A 25,581-nucleotide genomic window follows, 5' to 3' on the forward strand; every position below is an offset into this window, starting at 1 on the left:
GCCTGTCAGTCTCAACTGAACTGTCAGTAGCTATGAATATGCGCTGTATCAGTTAGCTCTCCAATGCCTGGAAGGTGCGCATGAATTTTCGGTCGATATAATCTTTTATCAAAAAGGCCAGTCTGCCACCGAACTGGATTGACCATTTATGGAGGATGCCGGTATCGTCCCCGAGATTGAAGATGAGCAGATAACTCCCGCCCGGTGAAAATGGTTGCAGTGCGTCTCCCTTGAGAGCGGCCAGGAGGTTATGGAAGATGACTGGATTCTGACGTACTGCGTAGACCCCGACCTTGTTGAGCGGTGATTTCTCGAAACAGATACAGTCCCCGCCGCCAAAGATGTTCGGATATTTCGGACTCTGCAAAAACTCGTTGACCAGCATACCTCCGTCCGGTCCGGTGGGAATGCCTGACTCAATAAAGACCTTGCTTGGCTTTACGCCTACCGCAACCATAATGATATCAAAGAGATATTCGTTACCGTTGGTGTCGGTTACCTTCCCTTTCTTGATACTTCCCACCCGACAGTTTTCACGGATCTCTATGTTGCGCGCTTGAAGGGAGTTCGTGGCCCGGCGGCGAACGCTGTCGGGGTGATGCGGCATCAATTGCTTGCCGGCAAAAACGGTGATGGCGATGGCGTGCATGTTGTTTTCCTGGCCAATCCTCCAGATATTGCCTGCAATCTCCACCGCAGAAGGGCCCCCGCCTATCACCCCGACCCTGATTGGCTTTTCCGCACCGAGCTCAATGATTCTCTTTCTGGTTTCAAGGAGCCGCTCTATGGGCTTTACCATGTAGACATCATCAAGCGGCCCCTCGACTGCTTCTTTGGGAACCTGACTACCGAGATTGCAGGAGAGAACATCATAACCAATGACCTCACCGGAATCGAGATGGACCAGTTGGGCAGAGGGATCTATTTTTTCGACCTGACCAAGAACAAAGCGGCCACCCATCTTCTCTGTGACAAGTTTCGAGGCGAAGCGGATCTCTTCCGGTTGGTATGAGCCGCCAAGCATACCTGGACCCATGCCGGAATAATAGTGATATTCGGAGGGCCCGATCACCGTGACGTCATAGCCTGCATCGACAAACTCCCGCAGCCTGGCCATGGTCAGCATGTGGGCGTGGCCGGCGCCTGCTATTACCAGTTTTTTGGTCATGGTTTTCCTTGATCAGCAGAAAGTTAGTCCAGTAGGGCTCCAAGCTGTCTCAAGTGGGCCCTTTCCTCATCGGCGATTTTCAAAAGACTGTTTTTCACCTCTTTGTTTGAGGCCCTGTCCGCAGCCCGCGAGTAGAGGTCAAGTGCCTGACCTTCGATGCCCATGGCCAGTGAAACCACATCGCGAATCGAATCGAGATCCGGTTTGTAGAGCGCCAGGTACTCCTCAGTGGTCAGCCCGCCTTCCATCATGGTTGCAGCCGGCTGTTGTTCAAATTCTTCACGGGTTATGTGGTTCTTTTTCAGGTCGTTGTACTCGGCGAGAACCCGCTCCTGATGTTTGATCTCAATGGTTGATAACTGGTTGAAGAGCTGTCTGACCTTGGTGTCTGTTATTATTTCCGTCATGGAGATGTAGAAATCAAAAAGACCCTTCTCCAGTGAATACGCGATAACCAGGACTTCTTCAAGAGACTCATGTCCGGTGAAAAGCGACAGGCCAAGGTCTTCCGGTCCCACCGCTGTCTCACTGTTCCAGCCTTTTATGCCGCCGGCCATGTTGATAACCTTGCCAAACCCTTTTCCTGCCAGCATCTGCGCAGCAACCCGGCTGCGCCCTCCGATGGCTCAGTAGACCACGGTTGGTTTGTCCGGATCGAGTTCTCTAGCGCGATCGGCGAGATCGCCAAGCGGTATCAGTTTGGCTCCGGGGAGGTGGCCATCTTTATATTCGCCCGGCTGACGGACATCGATGAGATTGTAGTCATCTCCAGAAAGCTGTTCCAGAAATTTACGTGTTTCAAGTCCATCCATAGATTGGACCGGGGTGAAGAACTGCTTCCAGCGCATGATGCACCTCCACCGGGCTTTAGGATAAGGTTTAATGTAAAAACCTGTAACGTCAAGATGTATGTTCTTTCTTATTAAGGTAGGGATACCATATAAGCCTAACGCTTTTATGCCCTTGAGACAATGGAATTTGGCGAGAATGGTAGGTGAGTTATCCGATTTTACTGCTAAGGGTTGTTTCCCATGTTGTCACCAACTCTTCAAATTCAGCTACAGGAAGCGGTTTGCTGAAATAGTAACCCTGGCACATCGGGCAACCGTGCGCGCGTAAAAAGTTGAGTTGTTCCAGAGTCTCGACGCCTTCTCCTACCATGTTGAGCTGCAGACTCCTGCCGAGGGAGAGGATGGCTGCAGCCAGTGTGGCTTCGTTGGAGTCGGGAAGAACGTTTTTGAGAAAACTGCCGTCGATTTTCAGGGTGTCGATATGAAACTTACCGAGGTAACTCAGCGCTGAATAGCCAGTGCCGAAATCGTCAAGGGCTATTCGCAAGTCCATCTGCACCAATTGCTCTATGATTTTTCGGGCGTGGTGCTCATCTTCCATCAGGGTGTTTTCGGTTATTTCAAGGCAGATACGTGATGGTGTAATATCCGTGGTGGCGAGAACCTTACGAACAGTTTTGGGGAAATCCTCGTCCCGGAACTGGCGGCCAGCGATATTTATACAGATATCGATGAGGGTACCTGTCGCATTTTGCCAGCGTTTGGCTTCACGGCAGGCTTCAAGCAGGGCCCAGTTGCCAATATCAACGATCAGGCCCGACTCTTCCGCGATAGGGATAAAGGTTTTCGGAGGGACTTCGCCCAATTCCGGTGAGAGCCAGTACAGAAGTGCTTCTGCTCCTGCCAGACGACCGGTTTCGGTATCAACGATGGGTTGCAGGCGTAGCTGCAGTTCATTGCGCTCGTGGGCCGTGCGCAGATGATGTTCGATTCTCGCTCTTAACTGTGCCTGTTCATTCATCTCATGAACGAAGAAGCGGTAGGTATTGCGGCCAGCGGCTTTGGCCTGGTACATGGCGGCATCGGCGTTTCGAAGGAGTAGCGCGGGGCTGTCTCCGTCGCCGGGATAGAGCGCGATACCAATACTTGTGGATGTAAATATCTCGGTTCCAGCGATCATAAACGGTTGGCTGAAGGCCTCGATGATCCGGCGCAGGATATGGTGGGCATCGTCTGTGCTGCTCAGTTCCGGCAAAATGACGATAAATTCATCGCCGCCGAACCGTGCAGCGGTATCACCTTCACGCAGACATCCGCTAAGACGCTGTGACGCTTCCCTTAGCAGCTGATCGCCCGCCTCATGTCCCAGGGTATCGTTTATGCGTTTGAAATGGTCGAGATCGACAAACATCAGTCCGGCAGACGCGTTGCGACGACGGGCCTGCCGGAGCACCTGGTTGAGCCGGTCGATGGCCAGCATCCGGTTGGGGAGGCCGGTCAGGCTGTCGAAATTGGCCTGGCGCAACAGCTGTTCTTCATATTGTCTGCGCTGGGTGATGTCCTCCTTGACCGCAAGGTAACGGATGGTTGCTCCGCTTGTGTCCTTGATTGGGGTAAGCGACATCTGTTCCCAGTAAAGGTCACCATTAGGTCGTTGATTACAGATTTGGCCTTGCCATTCATGACCCGCTCGAACAGTACTCCACATTTCTTCATAGGTGCTGTCGGTAGTACGGCCCGATTGGAGAAAGCGGGGATTGCGGCCGATAACGTCATGGGCTTTGTAGCCTGAAACCTGTTCAAAACGGGGATTGACGTATTCGATGAAACCATCACAGTTACAGATGATCACCGATGCAGGGCTTTGTTCAATGGCGACGGAAAGCATCAGCAACCGTTCATTGCTTTCCTCCAGCTTCCGTGTGCGGTCGCGGACTTTGTCTTCCAATGTTTGGGTCAATCGGTTGATTGCCCGCTGTTTGATGGTGAGGAGGATCACCAATATGCCACCGGAAACGAAGATGACCAGCACCATTGACATAGCCCGTGAGCTGGTTTGCTCAAAATTACGTCGTCGTGCCTCCTGCTGCTTGAGATTCAAGGCTGAGGAGCGGCGGGCAATCTGGTAAAACTGCTCCACTGCCTGGTCGACCTGGTTGAGGATTCGGTCGCGGGTGCTCCGATCTCCGGGCTGCAACTTGGCCACCTCCGGTTCGAGATCGTGGAGCATGGTGCGTCCGTATTGCAGTGCTTCTGCGGAGCCTTCAAGCTGCAGGTACATCTGGCCGAGTTGTCCCTTATCCATGGACTCGATCCGGCTCCATAGTACATCGAAGAGCTGATTCATTTCTTCATGGGATACCGAGTTGTTGCCTTCGGAATAGATCAGTACGGCGTGTCGGAACATTCTCGCTTCCCGCTCCAGCTGGCCGGCAAGCCACACCCTATCTTCACGAAAGATGCGGCGCTGGATAGCCAGCTCTTCCTGCAGGCTGGAGAGCAGCAAGATCAGGCCGACACCTCCGGCAACGATCGTGAGAAGCAGTCCCAAGGAGGTGATATTCAGACGGCGGGAGATCATCGGCAGATGCCCATCAATGCTTACTGAATCTCGATTGCTTTGAGCTGCCAGATAGAACGGGAGTAATAGGTCTCGGTTCTGAGGGCATCAAACGTGTCCCAGGGATAAATCAGCCAAAGGGGTCCTTTGGTGCGTATGGTCAATATTTCACCATCTACTGACATCGCAAGGATGCAGTTAAAAAAATTTGCATCGGTCACTGGCACTTTCACCTGGTACTCGTTGATGGCGGTCATAAGCAAACTGTCACCATTGGCACCCACCATTTGCAGCACATCTCGCAGCAGCGGACCGGAGAATTTGGTGACACCTGCGGTCCAGGGTGTTTCGGCTTTTATTGTCTTTTGCGGCAAGGCCTGGAGCATGGCCACATCAAACTGAGCAGCGCCTTCGGTGTTGGTGGTGGTGATTTTTCCGTTGATGGTGAGCAGTACCGTACCCTGGGGCGGGTCAAGAGCCAGGGCAATGGTTGTAGGAAGAGCAACAAGCAGGAGGATATAGGCCAAAAGCGTTTTCATCGGAACCTCCAGTAGATTTGGTGTAGGTTCTTTCAAATATAAGATGTGCGTAATGATATTACAGGGGAAAAATGAATGGAGGCGGAGAATGACTATACGAGTCCTGATTTCTCATCAATGTCGCTCTATTTTACCCTTCGGTTTTGCCAGCAGTCCTGCCGTACCTTCACTGAAAGTGCATTTTCCCCAACGAGTTGATGATAGATTGAGGGCGAGGTGGCTCCTTCGGTATTTATCAGCAGAACATGCGCGTTGTGATCAAGCCGGGCCTTTTTTTTCAGCTGCTCATCTGCCAGCAGCGTCTGTAATCCGGCAAGGCCCGCTGCGCCTGACTCACCGGCGATTATTGGAATATCCTGGTCTCTGCCGGCTGCAAGCACCTGCATTGCTCTGACGGCTGCTTCGTCTTCGATGACAAGAAAGGCGTCGATGCACGGCTGCAATATTTTCCAGGCAAGCGGGGAACATTCCCCGCAGGCAAGACCCGCCATGAGTGAGTCAACCGCACCAGTTGCCTTGGCTGGTTGACCGGCGATGCCGCTCTGGTAGAGACAGTCTGCTTCCCGCGGCTCAACCACGATCAGCTGGGGCCGGTGCTTACCATGATATTGCCAGAGAAAACTCGCCACTCCTGCCGCGAACCCGCCAACACCGCCCTGGAGAATAACGTGGGAGAAGGCAGGGGTCTCCTGGCGACATAGGCACTGTTCGATCACTTCGGCCCCGATAATGGCGTAGCCCTGCATCACATCGCGGGGGATATCCTCGTAGCCTTCATAGGAGGTGTCGGATACCACATACCATCGGTTTTCGCTGGCAAGGCGGGCCGCCTCTTCGACGGACTCGTCATAATTCCCGCCGATGCGGATGATTTTTGCACCGTAGTCTGCAATGGCGTTTTCCCGTTCGCTGCTGACGCCACCATGCAGCACAATGACACAGGGGCAGCCAACCGACTGGGCGGCAGCCGCCAGGGCCCGGCCATGGTTGCCGTCAGTGGCGCTTATGACAGTTATATCCTGCAGGAGCTCTCGATAGCTGCCCATGAACAGGGCATCAATGTTCAGTCGTTTCTCCGGCATCAGCCGAAGCAGCAAGCGCACCAGGGCTATGGGGGCACCCAGAGCCTTAAAACTGCCGACCTGAGAACGGAGTGATTCATCTTTTATGACGATATTCTTCATTCCGAGTCGGGCTGCCAGCCCTGGCAGCTCCCGTAACGGAGTTCCCTGCATGTTGATACGATCCCAGTGCTTCAGCCAGGCTCTGCTTTCGGCAGCTGCTCCAATGTTAAGAATATGCTGCAGTTCTGGCGGATAGGGAGCGTGAGAAGCACGCGGGTTGAGATAGAATGTTGGCATGATGTACCTGATACTATAAGGGACAGAACGACAAACTCATTGTCTTGTGCCTGCCCGGGTCTGGATAAGCTGGGCAACGATGCTGATGCCTATTTCTTCCGGAGTGTCGGCACCGATGTCAAGCCCAATCGGGGAGTGGACCCTCTGCAGTTCTGCCTCGGAGACCCCCTCGTCACGAAGCGACCGATAGATGGCCTCGCGTTTTCTTCGACTGCCGATCATGCCTATATAGCCGGCATCGGTGTTAAGTGCCTGGGCCAGGACATTCCGGTCATGGAGATGGCCCCGCGTGAGGATGACCACATAGTCCTCGGCTCCCAGTTCTTTGGGCAGGCAATTGTTGAAGGAGGAGAGCAGCCGTATGTCATGAGCCTTGGGAAAGCGGCTTCTGTTGGCAAACTCGGCCCTGTCATCCATGACCACAACATCAAAGCCGGCAAAGGCTGCACAGGTAGCGGTCGCCAGTCCTACATGACCGGCACCTGCCAGATAGACTGTGCCGGGATTGAGGAGCGGTTCGATAAAATACTCTCGTCCTGCATAGGTGGTGAGGGAAGTGTGTCGACTGTTTTGGCGGAGTATTTCTCGCCAAATGTCAGTGGGGAGCTCACCGCGTTCGTCTGAAGTGACCAATGTCAACTGTGGGGGGACATCAGCAAAAGCAAGGGCCGTTACCAGAAGAGGCCGCTTGCGGCTTCGATATGTTTCCTGCAGTTTGACAAAAAATGGATGTTGTTCCGGTTCGATCCGCATAAGGAGGATCGATACGTTGCCTCCGCATATGAGGCCATCCTTTGCTGCCAAGGTGGCCGTGAGTTGAAAAGTCATCTCAGCAAAGGTTTCAGAACTCTCGAACATCTGCCTGGCCCTGGCCTGACAGGCGTTTTCGAGGGCACCCCCGCCAATGCTGCCTGCCAGCGCTCCACTCCTTGTCACCAGCATCCGTGCGCCAGAAGTACGGGGGGCTGAACCGGTATTGCGGATTATCGTGCATAGAATTGCGGATTCATCACGGTTGAGGGTCTCTACGAGATGATCAAGAACGTGTCGCATTGCTTACTCAAGCCCGAGAGTGAGTTCAGTGAGGGAGTCGATGGCCCAGGTGGGTTGTACAGGCAGCGACGAGCGTTCGATATGGCTCCAGTTGACAAAGATGGTGTCGACCCCGGCACTGGCCCCGCTGCAGATATCGTAGTGGGCATCACCGGTGAACACAGTGCTTGATCTGTCAGCGCCAAGAAGTGCCATGGCCTTTAATGCTGGCTCTGGCTCAGGTTTGTGCTTGAGGGTATCTTCGGGGGTTATCAGTACGTCGAAATATTTGGCGGTATCCGTTGCGTCCAGGATCTTATCAAGGCTGAGTCGTCGGCGTGAAGTGACCACCGCCAGCTTTTTGCCTGCATTTTTGAGGGCAGCGAGGGTTTCGGTCACATGGGGAAACGGCGTGATCTTATCTTCCATGATCGACAGCTGGTAATGGAGATAATCACTCAAAATTACTTCGTGGTCGAGTTCCGGACCGAGATGGGTGATGAGCTGGCTTCTGAGCGGTGCGCCGATGCCACTGATGATGGTGGCTCGGTCCACGGTTATGTTAGCATATTTTTGAGAGATATAGTCAAAACAGGTGCAGATGAGATCGACGGTGTCAAAGAGGGTACCATCTGCATCGAACAGATAGCTGTCATAAACTTTCATGGTGCTTCTCCACATGGTAAGGGTGAGATCTGAGGATACACCAGGGAGCAGTTCCGGGCAATTCTCATCTTTCGTGGAAAATAGTGGTTTTTCGGTGTGGCGTTGCTTCAATGAGCATGATGAAACATTTTTGCCCCGTAGCGCATGAAAAGAGGTATGGTGGTTTTCGTTCCTGCGGCGGGTCAATTGTGTTGTCCAGGTCGTACAGATCTCCATCATTTTTCACAGGACCAACCACACCATGGACATTTCCCGAGAAAGCTGCCAGGAAGACGAGCTGAATCGTCTTTTCGCCGGGGCCTGCACCGCTCAGACAGAAGGGCGTTTTGCCGAGGCTGAAAAGGGTTATCTGCTGCTTCTGCAGTCATTTCCTGACGCGCCTCTGCTGCACTACAATCTTGGACTGGTCTACTACAGTCTGGAAGATTTTTCTAAGGCGCTGAGAGAGTTCTCGCTGGCCCATGACCTGCAGCCTGATGACGCCGATATGGGTTTCAATCTCGCGCTCTGCCTGAAGAAAACGGGCGACATCACAGGAGCTATTGACGTTTTTCGCCAGCTTCTCGTGACAATGCCGGATCATACCGACTGCTGGTATAATCTTGCCGGTTGCTATCGTGAAATCCATGATGACAGCCAGGCAATTACCTGCTATAGCCAGGCACTGGCTCTTAATGCCAATTATCTGCCGGCGTTGAACAACCTTGCCTATCTCTATCATCGCCAGGGGGATCATGAGCAGGCAGCAGTATGCTATCAACAGCTTCTTGCTCTACGACCGGAAGACGAGTCGGCGAAGTATATGCTTGCCTCGATTTCCGGTAAAACTCTTGATTGCGCTCCTGATGTGTACGTCCGCAGTTTTTTTGATGCCTATGCGGAAGGGTTTGAACAAAGCCTGGTGGACGGACTGGGTTATGACAACCCACGGCAGCTCTATAGCTGTTTTGCAAGATGCCAGACACGTAAGATCATCTATGACCATGGTCTTGATCTCGGCTGTGGAACAGGGTTGGCCGGCGTTGCCTTCCAGGATGTGTTGCGCGTGTTGGATGGGGTCGATTTATCGGCAAATATGCTCCGACAGGCGGCAGAAAAGGAATGTTACAGTGCGCTCTACCAGGACAGTATCTGTAATTTTCTGCAGACAGCCACTTGCAACTATGATCTGTTTCTCGCCACCGATGTTTTTATCTATGTCGGGGAACTGCAGCAAATATTTTCATCTTTGGCCAGTATTGCCCTGCCCGAAGCACTGTTCTGTTTTTCCACGGAATACCTGGAAGGCACAGGCTATTGTCTGCGGCAGACCGGAAGATTCGCCTATTCCTCAGATTATATTCGCACAACCGCCGCCAACACCGGCTGGACGGTGTTGGCGGAAGAATCTACCAGATTGCGTAAGGAGCGAGAAGAGTGGCTCGAAGGCAGGCTGTGGATTCTCGGGGCTGACAGCAGAGTAATATAAAACGCTATTTGCAGGTCAGGTCAGCCGGTTCGAAGAGTTCCTGGACGAATTTTGCCGTAAACTCTATAGCTTCACATGTGAGTTTTTCACATAGATGAGGAGGGAGTTTCGGCGAAAATCCTTGGGGACGCAGCTCGCGGCAGATAAGGCTTTTGAACTGCTGCTCGAAATCCTGTGCAAACTGGTTGCATGTCAGCACCGATCGTTCATCTGGCAAGCCAAGTTCTCTGCCGAAAATGGTGATGAACATCAGCCCGCCCTCGACCAGCCCGCATTGGGCGCCATATTTGCCGGCGCCATGTAATCCCAGTGCTGCGTCAAACACCTGTTGGGATATCTCCACATCATAAATTTCCGATAAAATTTTCAAGGTCGTTGTGGTGCAGCTCAGATTATCGACCCTGTAATAGTGGGCTACTCGTGTGGGTATGAGTGTTGAGTCGGTCATTGTAAGTGTTTGTCCTTTTAAAGAATTGACGGGTTACGTTCATGATCAATGCGTGATCAGAACGAAACCGATCGGGGTGATTATTGCGATAATTGTCCAGAAGATTGCTTTCAATATCCGCACCCGGATAATGTTGATCTCCATGTTTTTGAGAGACGACGGAAAATTCTCTGCAAAAACGGTTGAAGTGTCTTCAGGCTGGAGAATATAGATCAGGATGTGGCCAATGAGTGCTCGTCGTTTCATGATGCCCTTCCGGCAGATGATGGTGAGGTGTTTTGTCAAACCCATGAAGTCGAGAGAACAATAGCCCGGTGGCGATGCTTCGTCCAATTGTGCTTTCGGATGACGGTATTCAGATAAAATGATCGCTTCTGTCGACAGATCTCAGGTATATTCTCAATACATTTGTAAAAAACCAATTCACGAGCTGATATGGAACTCTACCAACTCAAAACATTTACGGTGGTTGCTGAAGAGGGGAATCTTACCAGGGCTGCCAAACGGCTGTATGCCAGCCAACCTGCTGTCAGCGCTCACATAAAAGCGCTGGAGGACGAACTGGGACTCAGCCTCTTTCAGCGAACGCCGAAAGGTATGCTGTTGACTGCCGATGGAGTGAAACTGAAAGCACATGCTGAACGGGTACTCACAACCATCGATGAGATGACCAGGGAGGCCGATAAAATGCGGGGTGTGTTGCAGGGAGAATTACGTATCGGCATCAACGCTGAGCCCGAGACGCTTCGCATTTCTGAGCTTTTTTCCACCATGAAGGCACATCATCCGGAGCTGCATATTCATCTGCTGCAGGCTATGTCTGGCGAGGTGTTGCAGAAGTCGGAAAACGATGCTCTTGATGCCGGCTTTATGTATGGGGACATTGATGGAGAGAGGCTTTATGCTGCTGAATTGCAAAAACTCCCCCTTGTTGTGGCCGGTCCTGGCGAATGGCAGGCTGATCTTGCAGGCGCAACAGCCAAGGATCTCGGTACCTTTCCCTGGATCATGACACCTGACGACTGCCCTTTTCATACCGTCGCTTCCGAGCTGTTCAACAGACATGGTATTGCACCTCAGCGGGTGGCTTTGGTCGACCAGGAGTCAATTATCAAATCTATGATCCGGGCAGGTGTTGGTCTATCGCTGATGTTGAAGCAGGATGTGGTGGAGGATGCCAATTCCGGTAAACTGGCAATCTGGGAGGGGGAAGAGTTATACCTCAAGCTCTCGATCGCCTGTTTGAAGCGACGTCGGGACGAGCCAATATTACAGGCATTGTTCGCTAATCTTTCCCGGATATGGGAGATGGATGCGCCATGATGCTTGTTGCTATACTGCTGCTGCCGGAAAACGCAAAGTAAAGACCACCCCTTCCCGACCATCGGTGAGGTTGTCGACCGAGATGCTGCCCTGATGGTGCAGCATGATGGTCCTGGCTACGTAAAGACCGAGGCCCAAATGAGGGCGCGAGTCGTGTCGTGTGCGCCGTGAGACCATAGAGTTGAAGATCTGGCCCCGGAGCTCTTCAGGGATAGGCGGTCCCTCATTAATGACGGTCAGCACAATATCTCGATCCAGTTGTTTAAGGCCGATGACGATCGGAGTCCCTTCCTTTTTAAAACTCACCCCATTTTCAATGAGCTTATCGAGCAGCTGACGGATACGGCCAGGATCACCATGGAGAATGATGTCGCCTTCCGGTCTGTCGTAGTAAAAGTCCACTTCTGGAAAAGCCTGCCGCCAGCTGTGTTGAAGCCAGACCTGGAGCGCCTCTGCGAGGTTGAAGTCTTCGTGGCTGTCGCGGTCGAGTGCTTCCTGGAGATTGGTGGCATCTCTGATCGCACTCAGGAGTTTTTCAAGACGCATCACGTCACTGAGGGCCCAGTCCAGATAGTTGCGGATCCGTTCCGGCGGATTGTCTATCTCGCCGCGCAGGTTTTTCAGCGAGGCGGAAATACCTGCCAGCGGCGTGCGCATCTCATGCTCGAGGTTATCGGCCATGGTCTCCCGGTAGATACTCTGTTCGCGCAGCTGGCTCAGCATGGAACTGAGCGTACGGGAAAGGTCACCGATCTCATCACGGGCTTTGGTGCGAATGCGCGAAACCTGGATCTGGCCGGTTTTACTGATGGCCCCGGCAGCTTGATCGCGCAGCTGACGAATACGCGAGGAGAGACGTGAGGCGAAAAACAAGAGGCTCAGGGCGCCGAAACAGAAGGCGAGGATGGTGAGGCTGAGCGCTTCCTCGATAACTCGATTCTGCAGGGCGAGGATGGAGTTGGTAGTCTGCTCCACTACCACTGCCCCGATCACCTTTTCGTCTTCTTTCAAGGGGGCAATGGCCGCCATGACCTCGACCTGGCCTGCGGCGATGCGGTAGCGGGTAATGGTACTTTTGCCCTGTAATCCTTCTTTTACGCCGGAAATGTCCAGGGTGGTCGGCATGGCTACCGGGGTTTTGAACTCCTCGGTAAAAGGGGTGGTGAAGATCCGATAGAGCGGATCTAGGGCACCGTAGATGGCTCCACTCACTGAACTGAGAAGAGATTTTGTCTCTTTTTGTTCCGGTTGTTTCTCAGGGGTGAGTGAACCGAAACTGGCTCGTACCCGCTGGTTGGAGTCGACGATCAGAATGCGTGACTGGGGCCTGCCAATGGACTGGAGAATATGCTCGATAGTCTTTGACGGTGAGAGCAGCCACCCCAGTTTCTCTGGGTGATCCGGGTTGGCTGTGCCGATCATGGCCGTTGTCTGGCGTGTTGTGGTCTCGTCCACATCGGCAATGGCAAAGGCGAATCGCTCGCCGATGAGATCCCGGGGGATGCGCAGTTCAATGATATAGCCATCCGTCGTCTCCGACCACATTCCCTGAATACGAGGTTCTCGTATGACCGGCAGACGTTCTTCAGGGTTTTCCGGCATGAGAAAGCCGTTGACCCAGCCGGGTTCGCTGGTCGAGACAAGATAACGGCGCATTGTACCATTCTGGCTCTCAAAAGCGATCTGCAGGTGGTCCGCAGAGTCGATATCCAAAGACTGTTCAGAACGGTAGACCAGATGGTCGTCGGTGACCAGAAAGATAGCGTAGAGATATTCGCCCTGAACACCAAGCATATGTTTGAAATGCAGGGAGTTGTAGCTATAGCTGCTTTCAGGGGTCAGCAGGTGTTCGCCGGCAAATTCCTCTGCTTCTTTCAGTTGCGGCAGCCAGTCGTCGCTCTTGCCGTTTAAGCGGATCGGGTTGGTGAGGTGAAACAGGTAGAGATCGCGGCTCTGGTTGAGCGAGTGAAACAGTTCCTGGTCAAGCAGACCGGTACGGCCGGCCAGGGCCGAGGCCACCGCCCTGGCGGAAAAAAGTAACGTCTCCTTGCGGCTCTCTACCAGATCTCGGGTGATGATTTCACTGAAACGAAAACCGATAAATGGAATGACGAGCAGTAAGAGAGAGGCCAGGGTCAGTTTTACACGCAGGGAGAATCGCATCGCATTTCACCGATCCTTCAGGCCTGCCAGCGGTATCCCATCCCGTATTCGGTGCGGATGGCGTTGAAGTCGGGATCGATTTCCTGGATTTTGTCGCGGATTCGGCGGATATGGGCGGTGATGGCATTGTTGGTCACAACCACGTTGGCCGCTTCCATTAACTGTTCGTGTGACTTGACATGGCCCGGCCTTCGAGCCAGTGCCAGCAGCAGCCAGTACTCGGTAAGCGTCAGATTGAGCAGTTGTTCCTGCCAGTAGATCTGCTTTCGCTCTTCGACGATGCGAAGGCTGCCGCTTTCTATCACCGTTTCCTGGATGTCAGTTTTGCCCTTCAGCGACTCCACCATCTTAAAAAGCGAAGAGATGCGAACCGGCAGGAAATCAAGGGTGGTGGTGTTCTTGGTGAGATAATCCCAGGCGCCGAGCCTGAGCCCGGAGACCCGGTCGAGATCTGAATCGCGGGCGGTGAGAAAAATGATCGGGATGGTGGGTGAAAGCTGCCGCAGCTGCCGGCACAGTTCAAAGCCGCCTTCCTTTTCATCCAGCAGCATCACGTCGAGGATAGCCATGTCGGGCAGTTTTCTGGCAAAGGCGGCCTCGGCCTCAGGCCGGCTGCGGTAGCTGTCGACAAGGTAGCCTTCACGCTGCAGTGCCTGGGTGTAGTTGGCCCGGAGCATTTCGTCATCTTCTACAAGTGCGATGGTATACGCCATGACTGCCTGTCCCTGAAAAAATGTTATGTTGAGCGCTTTGTACCTGCAAAAGCAGTCCGACAAAGAAGTTCAGCGTAACCAAATCAGTCCCGTTTTACCAGCGGTACCTTCCCTTTGTCATAATCGATCATTTTTGCTGGTTCAGATGTCATGATCGCTTCAGCCCAAAATCACATTTGTCGTGTCTACTCATTATACGTGAAAAAGAGCTCATTACCGAAGAGACACTGCAAACAGATTACTGGAGTGCATCATGGATAAAAATAAAGCGACGATTATGGAAGAACCAAAAGAGAAACATGTAGTGCTCGATCCGGGCAACCTGATGCTGCTGATTTATACCCTGGTGATCGGGCTGATCATCCTCTGTGGTGGTCTGTTGCCGGCAGGTGCGGCGATACGGCCCGACGATAAGCAGACTGAGACTGATGCGTTTCGGCTTGATGATATCCGCCAGGGCGAGCTGCTCATTCCCGACGCTGCTGGCAACGGCTCTCCAGCCCTGCATCTCGGCCAGGATGTTGCCATCACCGTGAGTGGGATCGCCGCACGGGTGCGAGTGGCCCAGGAGTTCCAGAACAGTGGACCGGACTGGGTGGACGGCGTCTATGTTTTTCCGTTGCCTGATGAGAGTGCAGTGGACCGGCTCCGCATGAAGATCGGCGAGCGGGAGATTGTCGGCGAAATAAAAGAGCGTGAGGAAGCAAAGGCCATCTATGAAAAGGCCAAGGCGGAGGGCAAAAAGACCTCGCTCCTTTCCCAGAACCGCCCCAATATGTTCACCACCCGTGTTGCCAACATCGGTCCCGGTGAAAAAGTGACAATCATCATCGAATACCAGCAGCTGGTCCAGTACACAGACAACACCTTTTCCCTGCGATTTCCCATGGCCATCACCCCGAGATATATCCCCGGCAGCCCAATCGTGCCGGTGGAAAAACACACCGTATCGTTCACCGGTGAAGGTTGGGCCCAGGATACCGACCAGGTTCCCGATGCCTCGCAGATCACGCCGCCGGTGGCTCCTCCGGAGTCGGGTGAGGGGCCGCGGACCATGTTGGCTGTCGATCTTATGAGCGGTTTTCCCATAACCGGCCTGAAGAGTCTCTACCACCAGATGGACAGCAAAGAGTTATCGGAGGACCACCATAGCCTCACTTTTACCGGCAAGGTACTTGCTGACCGGGATTTCGTACTGGAATGGCAGCCGAAGAAAACCGAACAGGCAGGTGCCGCCCTTCTTGGCGAGGTACGGGGTGATAACCGCTATCTGCTCCTGATGCTGATGCCACCGCAGCAGCGAAGCGAGGTACATGTTCCACGTGAAGCCATCTTTATTCTTGATGTCTCCGGCTCAATGGCCGGGCCATCCATCGTCCAGGCCAAGGCGGCCCTCCGTGAGGCGTTGCATCGGTTGCAACCATCCGACCGGTTCAATGTGATCTGTTTTAACGATTCGGCCCGGTCCTTTTTCTCCTCTCCTGTGGCGGCCAGCAATGAGCGGGTTCTCGAAGCAATCGACCAGCTCGACATGCTTCAGGCTAACGGCGGCACCGAGATGCGCGAGGCACTTGAAATGGCACTCGATGCTTCTGATGTTAGCGAGCGGATCCGACAGGTGATCTTTCTTACTGACGGGGCTGTGGGTAACGAGGAAGAATTATTAGCGCTCATCCACCAGCGGCTGGGCGATTCCCGTCTCTTCACCGTTGGCATCGGTTCGGCGCCTAATAGTTATTTCATGACCCGGGCCGCCACAGTCGGTCGGGGAACGCATACCTCCATTGGCGATGTCGGAGAAGTGCGGAACCGAATGGATGCCTTGCTCACCCGGCTGGAAAGCCCGGCGTTGACCAATATCACCATGATGACAGCCGAAGGTGTATCTGTGGAATTTGAATCTTACCCGGACCCCATCCCCGACCTCTATTTTGGTGAGCCGTTGATGGTGGCGGTGCGCACCCCGAAAGAGGTGACCACTTTTACGATCGTCGGCGAGCAGAACACTAAGCGGCTGGAATTTTCCGTAAATGCCGAGAATCATGGTTCACGTCCTGGAATCGCGGCGCTCTGGGCGCGAAAGAAGATTCGCTCGGAAATGGAGTCACTGGCTCTTGGGAAAGATGAAGCTGAAGTGAAAAAAACAGTGCTGGCGACGGCGCTCGACCACCAGCTGGTCAGCAAATACACCAGCCTGGTAGCAGTGGATAAACAGGTTAGCCGTCCCCAGGGTACGCCATCGTCAAAGGCTATGGTGAAGACAGCTGCACCCTTTGGCCTGCAGATGGACAAGATTTTCGGTGGCGGATCTCAGACGGCTACACCGGCGGCGCTGCAGATGCTGGGTGGTTCCATCGCCCTGATGCTGGCTGGGCTGTTACAGCTGTTACGGAGGAGGTTCAAGTGAAAATGATTATGACATTAGCATTGTATGCGTTACTTGCCGGTGGGGGGCTGTTAATCTGCGACGGCATGTGGCTGAAGGCAAAAGCCGTGCTGGCCCAGCATCTGCTGCGCCAGGCGTGGGAAGAGACTGTCCGCACCGGCGTGGCGGTAAAAGCCTGGCCCTGGGCAGACAGTTGGCCGGTGGCGCGGCTAAGGGTTCCGCGTCTTGGTATCGACCATATCGTGCTGGAAGGCGATAGCGGTGAAGTCCTGGCTTTTGGTCCGGGACACCTGAGTTCCAGCGCAGCTCCTGGCGGGCAGGGTAACTGCGTTCTATCTGGTCATCGGGATACCAGCTTTACCTTTTTAGAAAAGCTCAAGCCGGGCGATACGCTGAGTATTGAGGCTGCAGACGGGAGAAGTCACACCTTTCAGGTGACTTCAACCCATGTCGAACACAATCAGGGGCTCTATTTCGAACAGTCCGACAGCCCCTGGCTGACCCTGGTTACCTGCTACCCGTTCGACGCGATACAACCCGGGACCGACCAGCGGTATGTTGTCTTTGCCAGGTTGCAGGAGGGTCGAGGTGTTTGAGTTCTGCTGCTGCCTGAAGGCTACCCTTGTTCTCTATGATGTTTGCTTGTACTCTTAATCGAGGTCAAGAGTGGTGCAACAGTCAGCAGTGCGAGGCCATCCATGTCAATGTTCGTTGTATTGGCATTTGCCATCCTGATTATCCATATCCTGACCCTGGCCGATATCGGCTGGGGTCTCTTGCGAATGCAGTGGCTGGGTGAAATCCCGGACGAAGTCGTCGAACCTTTCCCCCTTGTCTCCATCATTGTGCCGGCCTGCAATGAGGAGAAAACCATTGAGCCTGCCCTGAAAAGCCTGCTAGCCCAGAACTACCCTCATCTTGAAATAATTGTGGTCAATGATCGCTCAACTGATGCTACTGCGCAATTGCTCGAACGGCTCCAATGCGAATCCTCCAGACCGTTTTCAGTTCTTACCATCAGCGAACTGCCGTCAGGGTGGTTGGGGAAATCCCATGCCTTGCAGACCGGTGCCAATCATGCCACAGGCGAGATCCTGATCTTTACCGATGCTGACATTGAGATGGAACAAACGACGGTGAGTCGGGCCGTACGGGTTCTGGAAACGGAACAGCTGGATCACCTCTCACTGATGTTCCAGCAGGTGGGTGGAAGTTGGCTGTTAAACGGGATGATTCTCGATGCGGCAAGCGGGCTGCTGGCTGTGTTCAAGCCCTGGCGGGTAAACGATGAAAAGAGCCGTTACTTCATGGGGGTGGGGGCCTTCAATATGTTGCGGGCCGAGGCGTATCGCGCTGTATCGGGACATAGTTTGATTGCCATGCACCCGATTGACGACATCATGCTTGGCAAGATTGTAAAAGAGCATGGGTTGAAACAAAAATGCCTGCTCGGCCAACCATATGTGACGGTCTGCTGGTACTCCACCGCCATCGAAATGGTGGCGGGGCTCATGAAAAACGTCTTTTCCGTGGTTCACTATCGTGGTTGGCTGGCATTCTTGTCGATGATGCTGGTTTTCATCCTGAACGTCCTGCCACTGATAGGTCCCTTTTTCTCCTCTGGCTCGGTACGCCTGCTGTTCGGCATAACTGTCCTGCTGCGGCTGTTGGGACTAGCATTGGGTGCCAGGCTTTCCGGCATGCCTCTTTCTGCCGTCGCCGGTGGGGTGCTGGCACCGTGTATGAGCATCTACATCATTGGCCGCGGCGCCTGGATAACCCTGAAGAACGGCGGCATATCCTGGCGCGGTAGCCATTACGACCTGCAAGAGCTTCGCAAAAGCAGGCCGCTGCTCTTTTGAGTGAAGCGGTCTCTCCCTTTGTCCGTTTATCGGGGTGGATTCACCACAACATAATTAACCTGACTGCCAACGTATTGCGGCTGGTACCAGGTGCTACCGCACTGCCTGTAAGGATAGCCGTTCACATAGACCGTTCCGCAGGACGGCGACATGGAGGAGGAGGCGATGATGGTACCGACCATCAGACCGGTAAGTGCTCCTATCGCCCAAGCCCTTCCCACGTCATTATGGTGATGATGATGCCGATTATAATCATAATAATGCCGTCCGTCATAGTACCGTCTGTCGCCTTTCACATTGACGTTGACGTTTTTGTTGACATTGACATTCCTGTTGACGTTGGTGTTGCGGTTGATATCCCTGTTGCGCTGGACATCCCTGGTATTGATATTTGCCCTGTTCTTCTGATGGACACTGGTGCGGGTTCTGCCTTCCGTCGTTCTGGCTTCAAGGGGGATAGCGCAGGTAGCAATGAGGAAAATGGAGGCAATGGCAATGGTGTTGACGCGAAAAAAAAGTGATCTTGTCTTCATGCTGATGTCCTCCGCTTATTGTTGTGTTGATTCTTCTTCGGGATCGTCGATAACGGCGAACTCGATTTTATGAGCACCTTCCGGCGGAGTGAACACGAAGGTGCTGTCGGTCAGTTGCGGGGCCACATTCCAGGTCATGGTGGAGATATACTGCGGTGCGCCTATTTCCAGTTTGCTGGTTATAACCAGTCGGAGTGGCAGGGGGGTGTCGTCATCCTCGATCCAGATCTGCCAGTCCACGTCTTCCTGTCTGAAGGCGTAATGTTTACAAGGTGTACCGTTGATCCGGCTGGTATCAATAAAATAGGCGGCCTGGACATCTTCCCCCCGATCCTTCTCGGTTCCCCAGTAGAAAAGATCCCGCAATGGGATTTCCACATCATAACGATCCTCGGCAATGTCGAGCAGCTTGCCGATGGTATCCGGCGCCTCGAAGGTGGCGTAATACTTGTCCAGGTTACTATATATAGTAAAGGATTTACCGTCGTAATAATATTCGTTGTCTCTGTCCAGCCCCTCAACTTTTGAGGAAACCCGTAGACGATCGGGGAGTCTGGTGCTGTACTCGGTGGTGCCGGTGAGGAGGATCTTCTGACCGGAAAGGAGTACTTCATCCATGGACATTTCTGAACTCACGGTAAATGATTTGAGGGTTCTGAGGTAGTTGCCCATTTCGTTGAGGGCTGTCATTGCTTCCGGCTCGATTTGAATCTCATCGCCAGGTTCCGCGGCGGTGGGTTTTGCTGCCAGACATCCCGTTGCGGAAAGCATCAGAAACGGTGTTGAAACCAACAGCATTCCGATACGATTTCGCCATCGATTGGTCATGGTTTCCTCCATGTGGTTTCGTGTTGAGCGGCGGTGAGTGCCGAGATCTGGATAACGTGAACTGTTCTAAATTCAAAGAGATTTGAAGAGTTCTGCGTAATGATAGAGTTACTATACCATCCGAACATCGGGGCGCATAGATGATTCAACAACATGTTATAAAAAAAGCCGATTGCCAGGGATGGCAAAAGGGGAAAGCGGCTTTCTCTCTACCAAGCTTGATCAGGTATTTGTGAAGACCGACTATCTATCCGATTTGTTACACTATGCTATTTCAAAACAAAAGATAAAGACGTTAACAATAATCTTCGATTTGATATTTACTTATCGTTTTGCTAGGCTCATTTGAGGACGAAGGGAATATAATAATTCCCTGGTAGGTATCAAACACTTACAGAAGAGAGTGCACCTATGAAAATGAGACTTATCGCTGTGATGATGGTGTTATTGTCGGTTGCTTCCATGTGCATGGCCGAAGAAAAAGTGATTACGGCAGCTGCAGATCCATATCCACCTTTTGTGGATCAGTCAGACCCGCAGGAGGGCCTGTCACTAGCGATTATCCGAGCTGCGTACAAGACCCAGGGATATACTGTGAAAATGGATTTTATTCCGTGGGTAAGGGCTAAGACTCAGGTCGTAGAGGGAAAAATTGATATCCTCCCTGATGTTTGGATGAACGATGAGAATCTGAAAATCATGCAGTTCAGTGAGCCATACGCCGTTAACACTATTAAATTTATTAAAAATGTTGATGACCCCTTTGACTACACAGGCCTAGAGAGCCTGAAAGGTAAAAAAATCGGGACGATAAGGGGCTACGTCTACAATGAAGATTTTGCTGAGCCAAAAGATTTTACCCGGGATGATGTCGTCGACTTTATCACCAACGTGAAAAAATTACTCGTAAAACGCATTGACCTGACATTGGAAGATGAAATCGTGGCAAAGGCGCAGATCGCGAAAACCGACCCGTCAATGCTGACGAAAATAACGTTTGTTGAAAAACCCCTGGATAGTAAAAATTTGTATCTGACCACCGGCCTTGCCAACCCTCGCCATCAAGAGATCGTAGATGCCTTTAACAAAGGGCTGACAGAGATAAAAGCGAGCGGGGAGTTTGCCAAGATCATGGAAAGCTACGGTATTACGGATACTGCGAAATAGATAGAGCGAGACAAAACAGCAAGAAGGTTTTGAGCGATTGCCTTCATGATGCTTTTTCAGGGGACAGAAAAGATTTTTTTCTGTCCCCTGAATTGTTTGTGCAATTATCTATTTGGTTCAAGTAAAGACCAGCTCACGATAACTATTTGGTTTCGAAAAATTGATTGTACATGGTAGAGAGGGTGAATAATTGTTCCGACGGTCGGAACGCGACGTGACAACCTTTTGAGACTTTTACTCCAGGGAGGATATATGCTGGAGACAAACATAAAAGAGATACTTGTAACAGAAGAAGAAATAGCAAAAACTGTTGAACGGCTCGGTGGTGAAATTACCGCCCACTATCAGGGTATTGAGCGAGAACTGGTGGTGATTGGGCTTTTGCGTGGCTCTTTTATCTTCATGGCGGATCTGGTGCGGGAGATCAAGCTACCCCTGGTAGTTGATTTTATGACTGTTTCCAGTTATGGCGACGGCACGGTGAGTAGTGGCGACGTCAAGATCGTCATGGATCTTGACATGTCCATCGAGGGTCGCGACGTGCTGCTGGTTGAAGATATCGTCGATACCGGTAATACCTTTTCCAAGGTGATCCGGATGATGAATAACCGTAAACCGCGCTCGCTTGCGATCTGCAGTTTTCTGAACAAACCTGAGTGCCGAACCGCTGAGGTGACGATCGATTTCTGTGGGATGGACATTCCCAACAAATTCGTGGTGGGCTATGGGCTTGACTGCGCCCAGGTCTACCGGAATCTTCCCTATGTTGGTGTGCTGGGAGAATAGGTGATTCTTTGCGACTGCCGCCTTCCGGTTTACCGGTGTGGCGGCAGCTTCAGGCCGGCCAATACCATGGCCAGCCATCCCGCCAGGAAAAACGTGCCGCCAAGCGGAGTCAGGTAACCTGCAGAAATCCCGGTAAAGACCATGAAATAGAGACTGCCGGGAAAAAGCAGCGTACCGGCAATGAAGCACCAGCCGGCCGCAGTCAGCAGTCGGCGCGGCTCTTGCCAGACACCTAAGGCTATGGCTGTTGCAATGAGTGCCAGGCCATGGAGAAACTGGTAACGAACAGCCTTTTCCAGCCAGACCCTGGCCAGCTCGTTGAAGGTGCTTGATTCGTGGCCGGTCGCGGCACCCATGGCCACTGCCAGACCGGCCAGCAAGGCGCCTGTAGTGAAGAAAAATCGATGCATAGGGATTGTGTTGGATTAAAAAAATGCAACGTATTGATGTTATGCTGCTTCTGTTGGTTCAAGGCACTGGCGAAGCGCAGTGCCGATCGTTTTTAACAGGTACGGCTTTTTAATATACATCAGCGCACCCAGCCTGAGCGCTTCCCGGACCCTGACGGTTTCCGAGTAGCCGCTGGCGATGATCACTTTCTGTTCAGGATACAGATCTCGGATAAGCCGGTAGGTGTCAAGACCGTCGATGCCAGGTTCCATGATCATATCGAGGATTACTATATCCGGAAAAGATGAGGAGTGCTGCAGAAAGAGAAGCGCTTCCTCACCGCTTGCCGCCAGGTGCACCCTGTAGTTGAGAGCGGCCAGGGTGGCCTGGGCAATTTGCCGCTGTTGTTCGCTGTCATCAACGATCAGCACGGACTCACCTTTGCCGAGGATTTCCCTGTGCGGTTCAATAGTTTCCTGTTTGACCAGACTGTCACGGGAGCTGGGAAAGATGAGCCGGAAGGTGGTGGGGGAGCCAGGTTTGCTGTCGATGGTGATATGGCCGCCATGATCCTGGACGGTCCCCCATACCACGGCCATACCGAGGCCTGTGCCACTTTTTCCCATCACCTTTTTGGTGTAGAACGGCTCGAAAATGCGCTGTTGATCTTCCTCCGAGATGCCGGAACCATTGTCGCTCACCTGGAGGATAACATACTCCCCTTCAGGGATCTTGTTGTCCGTAAAGGTCTTCCCTTCCAGACAGGTGTTTTCGGTGGTGACGATGATACGGTCGGCACCCGCTTCGACGCTATTGAGCACCAGATTCATCAGTGCATTTTTCAGGTGCAGTGCTGATCCTTTCAGATTGAGGAGATCCGGCTGCAGTTTGGTGATGATGGTGATGCCGTCATGGCTGCCGATAAGCCTTTCATGTTCCGGTGATTTCAGATATTCGGCGACAAGGGGGTTGAGGTTGATCGTCTCTTTCTGGACCACGCCTCTTCGCGCCATGTTCAACAAATCCTGGACGATAGCAGCCGCTTTTTCACCGGATTCACGGATAGTGGCTATGGGGCGCCTGAGCGGGCTCTTGTCATCGATCATGGTCAGCAGCAGGTCGGGGTAACTGACGATGCCGGAGAGTACATTGTTCAGATCATGAGCCACACCGCCGGCAAGGAGACCGAGCGCTTCCATTTTTCGCGAATTCTGCAGCTGTTCTTCCAGCACCTTTTTGGACTGCTCAATATCATGCTGCTGGGTTATATCCCTCAGTGACCCGACGATCTGAAATAGGTTACTACCAGAGCCCATGGTGAGAATAGCGTTCATTGAGAAGTAGTGGCGAACCCCGTCCCGGGCATGCATGCTGATCTGAAAATCTTTCACGTTACCATACGTTTCCAGCTGGTGAGAGAGGTGGTCGATGTCTTTCTGGCGAAAACCGAGAAAGCGGAGCGAGCGGCCGATCAACCTGGAACGGGGATACTGCAGGGTCGTCTTTACCGATGGACTGATCTCGAGGATTCTGCCTTCCGGCGAAAGCGAAAAGAAGATATCCTGAATATTGTCGAAAATGGCCCGATAGCGTGTCTCACTTTCCCTGAGGGCCTTTGTCCGTTGACTGACCTTTTGCTCAAGATTGCCGAGTAGTTCTTTCAACTGCAGTTCGGCACCTTTTCGTTGATGTATTTCATGGCTGAGCTGCTGGTTCATTGCCTCAATTTTCTCTTTTTGGAGACAGGCAATGCAGGAGTCGGCGAGTTTTTTGTTGAGCTGTTTCAGCGAAAAGAGGGTTCTTGCCTCGAGAGGTTGGCTACTGCGGATAAGCAGCAGCAGGCCGAAATCGGGAAGCAGGGTGATGTGGAAGTGGTGCCGGTCGTCGATCGAGCCGCTGAGCGGCAGGGTGTTCTGAAAACTGTCCAGCTCTTCATGGTTGAATGCTGTCGGTAGTTGGCCAAGGATAGAGGTGTAGACAGGGTTTTTATTGGTGTTTCTTGGAATCGCGAAACAGGGGACATAGTTATAGCAACCGTTTTGTAATTGCAGTTCCAGTACCATGCCGGTGGCGCAGCTGAGCTTGCGCAGGTAGGCCGACAGGGCGGTCTGCAACATTTTCTGCAGGTCCAGGCTGTTGCCAATGGCCATGGCAATTTCAAAGTAAATCTGTATTTCCAGGGCCTTAAAGTTCATCGTTTTGCCAGGACTGCCATAACCGAAGTTTTGTTGTACAGCTCAAGATAGTCGGTGCCGGAATTGGCGATTTCACCCATGGAGCAGATGCCGACGAGGGGTTGGCCAGTGGTGCTGACCACATCGAGTTCTTTTTGAAAATTTGTGTCCAGAACAATGACACGTGAGATGCAATCGACAAAAAAGCACAGGCCGACGGTGTCATCGGCAGGCAGTGCCTGCAGGCTCAGACGGAGGGATTCTGCAGCTGCCTCAATGAGATGATTTTCCTCAGCCTGCATGATAGAGATGAATGCGCCTTCCTGGATCTCACCGATACAGACCAGTGATCCATCAGTTTCGACCTGATAAGGGTCTCTGATGATCTGTTCCCCGCCCAGCCGACTGATGCCGAAGGGATGATATTTGGAAACGTCGAAAAAGCTTTCCCTGTTGCAGTGGATTCCTGTTTTTTCAAAGATGGTCTTTCGGTAAAAATCAAACGCCGGTTCCCATTCGATAGTCTGGACGGCACTTGGGCCGATGCCGGTCACCTGATATGGACCGGACATTTCCTGCCAGCCATGGCCGACACCGATCCCGCTTGGTGTGGACAGAAAGGTCAATACCGCGGCATCCATCACCATGCCTGCATTGGTGAGGATATAGGGCTTTCGTTCCATGGAAAGCGAACCGGCTCCACCGCCGACATAGTTGAAGTCGAGGCCGAAGACATTGAATAAGCTTTCGATAAAGGAAGAGATACGGGGAGCAAAACCGTCCACCAAGAGGATGAGGGTACGCACTTCGCTGCTGTCTGGGAGCTTTTGATCGAGAATATGTTCAAAATCGGCATCCGGGTCCCTGAGGTGGTGGATGGTCTCGATGGTGACCACATCCGGCAGACCGATCACCAGAGTTCCTTTATCATGCAGTTTCGTGTTGTGAATAATTCTTGGAAAGATTCCGCCTGCCAGCGCTACCTTAGTCTGCTGTAGGATCGGGTCGATCGCTTCCGGGGTAAAATCATTAGCAGCACAGCTGAGCACAAGAAGGCCGGAGATGTTGTCATCTTGAGATGCCTGACGCAGGCACTGTTCGAGCCCTGTGGCTGTTCCTTCCGGATCAAAGTAGATCGTCATGTAAGTCCTCCTGGATATCCCCTTACGGGTACTGTGCTGGAACCTCTATAATCAGCGTATCATAAAACGTGTTTTGATCAC

The 25,581-nt window shown here is 52.6% G+C and carries 23 protein-coding genes; 7 read left to right on the top strand and 16 right to left on the bottom strand.

Annotation, left to right across the window (positions count from 1 at the left end; genetic code table 11):
• Window positions 1-52 precede the first annotated feature (52 nt).
• The 7 genes from BUF15_RS01590 to BUF15_RS01620 all read right to left on the bottom strand — a co-directional run bounded on the left by BUF15_RS01590 (window position 53) and on the right by BUF15_RS01620 (window position 8,117).
• Entirely contained in the window at window positions 53-1,168 is a 1,116-nt protein-coding gene (locus tag BUF15_RS01590) for an NAD(P)/FAD-dependent oxidoreductase (RefSeq protein WP_073611669.1), read from the bottom strand.
• Between the two features lie 23 nt (window positions 1,169-1,191).
• The gene (locus BUF15_RS01595) at window positions 1,192-2,016 is read right to left on the bottom strand and encodes a rhodanese-like domain-containing protein (RefSeq protein WP_084553337.1); all 825 of its coding nucleotides are present in this window, start codon (window positions 2,014-2,016) and stop codon (window positions 1,192-1,194) included.
• A 151-nt stretch (window positions 2,017-2,167) separates the two neighbouring features.
• The gene (locus BUF15_RS01600) at window positions 2,168-4,540 is read right to left on the bottom strand and encodes a putative bifunctional diguanylate cyclase/phosphodiesterase (protein WP_073611670.1); all 2,373 of its coding nucleotides are present in this window, start codon (window positions 4,538-4,540) and stop codon (window positions 2,168-2,170) included.
• Between the two features lie 20 nt (window positions 4,541-4,560).
• Complete coding sequence (locus tag BUF15_RS01605; RefSeq protein ID WP_073611671.1) at window positions 4,561-5,058, bottom strand: putative pterin-binding protein; 498 nt, start codon at window positions 5,056-5,058, stop codon at window positions 4,561-4,563.
• Between the two features lie 125 nt (window positions 5,059-5,183).
• Window positions 5,184-6,419 carry a diaminopropionate ammonia-lyase gene (locus tag BUF15_RS01610; protein WP_073611672.1) on the bottom strand — a complete coding sequence of 412 codons (1,236 nt, stop codon included), beginning with the start codon at window positions 6,417-6,419 and terminating at the stop codon, window positions 5,184-5,186.
• 36 nt (window positions 6,420-6,455) lie between these two features.
• On the bottom strand, window positions 6,456-7,472 hold the full coding sequence (locus BUF15_RS01615) for an XdhC family aldehyde oxidoreductase maturation factor (protein ID WP_073611673.1): 1,017 nt from the start codon (window positions 7,470-7,472) through the stop codon (window positions 6,456-6,458).
• 3 nt (window positions 7,473-7,475) lie between these two features.
• Window positions 7,476-8,117, bottom strand: coding sequence for an HAD family hydrolase (locus tag BUF15_RS01620; RefSeq protein WP_073611674.1), 642 nt, complete (start codon window positions 8,115-8,117; stop codon window positions 7,476-7,478).
• A gap of 241 nt (window positions 8,118-8,358) precedes the next feature.
• On the opposite strand from BUF15_RS01620, the gene BUF15_RS01625 reads away from it, so the two are divergent.
• Window positions 8,359-9,585, top strand: coding sequence for a tetratricopeptide repeat protein (locus BUF15_RS01625; RefSeq protein WP_073611675.1), 1,227 nt, complete (start codon window positions 8,359-8,361; stop codon window positions 9,583-9,585).
• Window positions 9,586-9,589: 4 nt separating this feature from the next.
• On the opposite strand, the gene BUF15_RS01630 is transcribed toward BUF15_RS01625, so the two are convergent.
• On the bottom strand, window positions 9,590-10,033 hold the full coding sequence (locus tag BUF15_RS01630; protein WP_073611676.1) for a C-GCAxxG-C-C family protein: 444 nt from the start codon (window positions 10,031-10,033) through the stop codon (window positions 9,590-9,592).
• A gap of 45 nt (window positions 10,034-10,078) precedes the next feature.
• On the bottom strand, window positions 10,079-10,279 hold the full coding sequence (locus BUF15_RS01635; protein ID WP_143170597.1) for a hypothetical protein: 201 nt from the start codon (window positions 10,277-10,279) through the stop codon (window positions 10,079-10,081).
• 189 nt (window positions 10,280-10,468) lie between these two features.
• Here BUF15_RS01635 and BUF15_RS01640 point away from each other — a divergent pair, with 189 nt between their 5' ends.
• Window positions 10,469-11,356 carry a LysR family transcriptional regulator gene (locus BUF15_RS01640; RefSeq protein WP_073611678.1) on the top strand — a complete coding sequence of 296 codons (888 nt, stop codon included), beginning with the start codon at window positions 10,469-10,471 and terminating at the stop codon, window positions 11,354-11,356.
• A gap of 9 nt (window positions 11,357-11,365) precedes the next feature.
• Here BUF15_RS01640 and BUF15_RS01645 read toward each other — a convergent pair whose 3' ends face one another.
• Both BUF15_RS01645 and BUF15_RS01650 read right to left on the bottom strand, forming a co-directional pair.
• The gene (locus BUF15_RS01645) at window positions 11,366-13,519 is read right to left on the bottom strand and encodes an ATP-binding protein (protein WP_073611679.1); all 2,154 of its coding nucleotides are present in this window, start codon (window positions 13,517-13,519) and stop codon (window positions 11,366-11,368) included.
• A 17-nt stretch (window positions 13,520-13,536) separates the two neighbouring features.
• Window positions 13,537-14,232, bottom strand: coding sequence for a response regulator (locus BUF15_RS01650; RefSeq protein WP_073611680.1), 696 nt, complete (start codon window positions 14,230-14,232; stop codon window positions 13,537-13,539).
• A gap of 253 nt (window positions 14,233-14,485) precedes the next feature.
• Between BUF15_RS01650 and BUF15_RS01655 the strand changes: the two genes are divergently transcribed.
• From BUF15_RS01655 to BUF15_RS01665, 3 genes are all read left to right on the top strand, one after another.
• Window positions 14,486-16,639 (top strand): marine proteobacterial sortase target protein, encoded by a 2,154-nt coding sequence (locus BUF15_RS01655; protein WP_073611681.1) that lies wholly within the window; start codon window positions 14,486-14,488, stop codon window positions 16,637-16,639.
• A gap of 2 nt (window positions 16,640-16,641) precedes the next feature.
• On the top strand, window positions 16,642-17,214 hold the full coding sequence (locus tag BUF15_RS01660; RefSeq protein WP_073611746.1) for a class GN sortase: 573 nt from the start codon (window positions 16,642-16,644) through the stop codon (window positions 17,212-17,214).
• Between the two features lie 102 nt (window positions 17,215-17,316).
• Window positions 17,317-18,480 carry a glycosyltransferase family 2 protein gene (locus tag BUF15_RS01665; RefSeq protein WP_084553341.1) on the top strand — a complete coding sequence of 388 codons (1,164 nt, stop codon included), beginning with the start codon at window positions 17,317-17,319 and terminating at the stop codon, window positions 18,478-18,480.
• 26 nt (window positions 18,481-18,506) lie between these two features.
• Here BUF15_RS01665 and BUF15_RS01670 read toward each other — a convergent pair whose 3' ends face one another.
• On the bottom strand, window positions 18,507-19,013 hold the full coding sequence (locus BUF15_RS01670) for a hypothetical protein (RefSeq protein ID WP_073611682.1): 507 nt from the start codon (window positions 19,011-19,013) through the stop codon (window positions 18,507-18,509).
• A 15-nt stretch (window positions 19,014-19,028) separates the two neighbouring features.
• Entirely contained in the window at window positions 19,029-19,841 is an 813-nt protein-coding gene (locus BUF15_RS01675) for a DUF2092 domain-containing protein (protein ID WP_159441195.1), read from the bottom strand.
• A 411-nt stretch (window positions 19,842-20,252) separates the two neighbouring features.
• Here BUF15_RS01675 and BUF15_RS01680 point away from each other — a divergent pair, with 411 nt between their 5' ends.
• Window positions 20,253-21,008, top strand: a complete 756-nt coding sequence (locus tag BUF15_RS01680; protein WP_073611683.1) for a substrate-binding periplasmic protein — start codon at window positions 20,253-20,255, stop codon at window positions 21,006-21,008.
• A gap of 252 nt (window positions 21,009-21,260) precedes the next feature.
• Complete coding sequence (gene hpt, locus BUF15_RS01685; RefSeq protein WP_073611684.1) at window positions 21,261-21,794, top strand: hypoxanthine phosphoribosyltransferase; 534 nt, start codon at window positions 21,261-21,263, stop codon at window positions 21,792-21,794.
• A gap of 29 nt (window positions 21,795-21,823) precedes the next feature.
• Here the strand turns inward: hpt and BUF15_RS01690 are convergent, their stop codons facing one another.
• The 3 genes from BUF15_RS01690 to BUF15_RS01700 are packed head-to-tail and all read right to left on the bottom strand — an operon-like array spanning window position 21,824 to window position 25,500.
• On the bottom strand, window positions 21,824-22,204 hold the full coding sequence (locus tag BUF15_RS01690) for a DUF423 domain-containing protein (RefSeq protein WP_073611685.1): 381 nt from the start codon (window positions 22,202-22,204) through the stop codon (window positions 21,824-21,826).
• A 39-nt stretch (window positions 22,205-22,243) separates the two neighbouring features.
• Window positions 22,244-24,379 (bottom strand): hybrid sensor histidine kinase/response regulator, encoded by a 2,136-nt coding sequence (locus BUF15_RS01695; RefSeq protein ID WP_073611686.1) that lies wholly within the window; start codon window positions 24,377-24,379, stop codon window positions 22,244-22,246.
• The gene (locus BUF15_RS01700) at window positions 24,376-25,500 is read right to left on the bottom strand and encodes an FIST signal transduction protein (protein ID WP_073611687.1); all 1,125 of its coding nucleotides are present in this window, start codon (window positions 25,498-25,500) and stop codon (window positions 24,376-24,378) included. Before BUF15_RS01700 ends, BUF15_RS01695 begins: the two co-directional genes overlap by 4 nt.
• Window positions 25,501-25,581: the final 81 nt, after the last annotated feature.

The organism is Desulfopila aestuarii DSM 18488 (genome assembly GCF_900143695.1).
GTDB lineage: Bacteria > Desulfobacterota > Desulfobulbia > Desulfobulbales > Desulfocapsaceae > Desulfopila > Desulfopila aestuarii.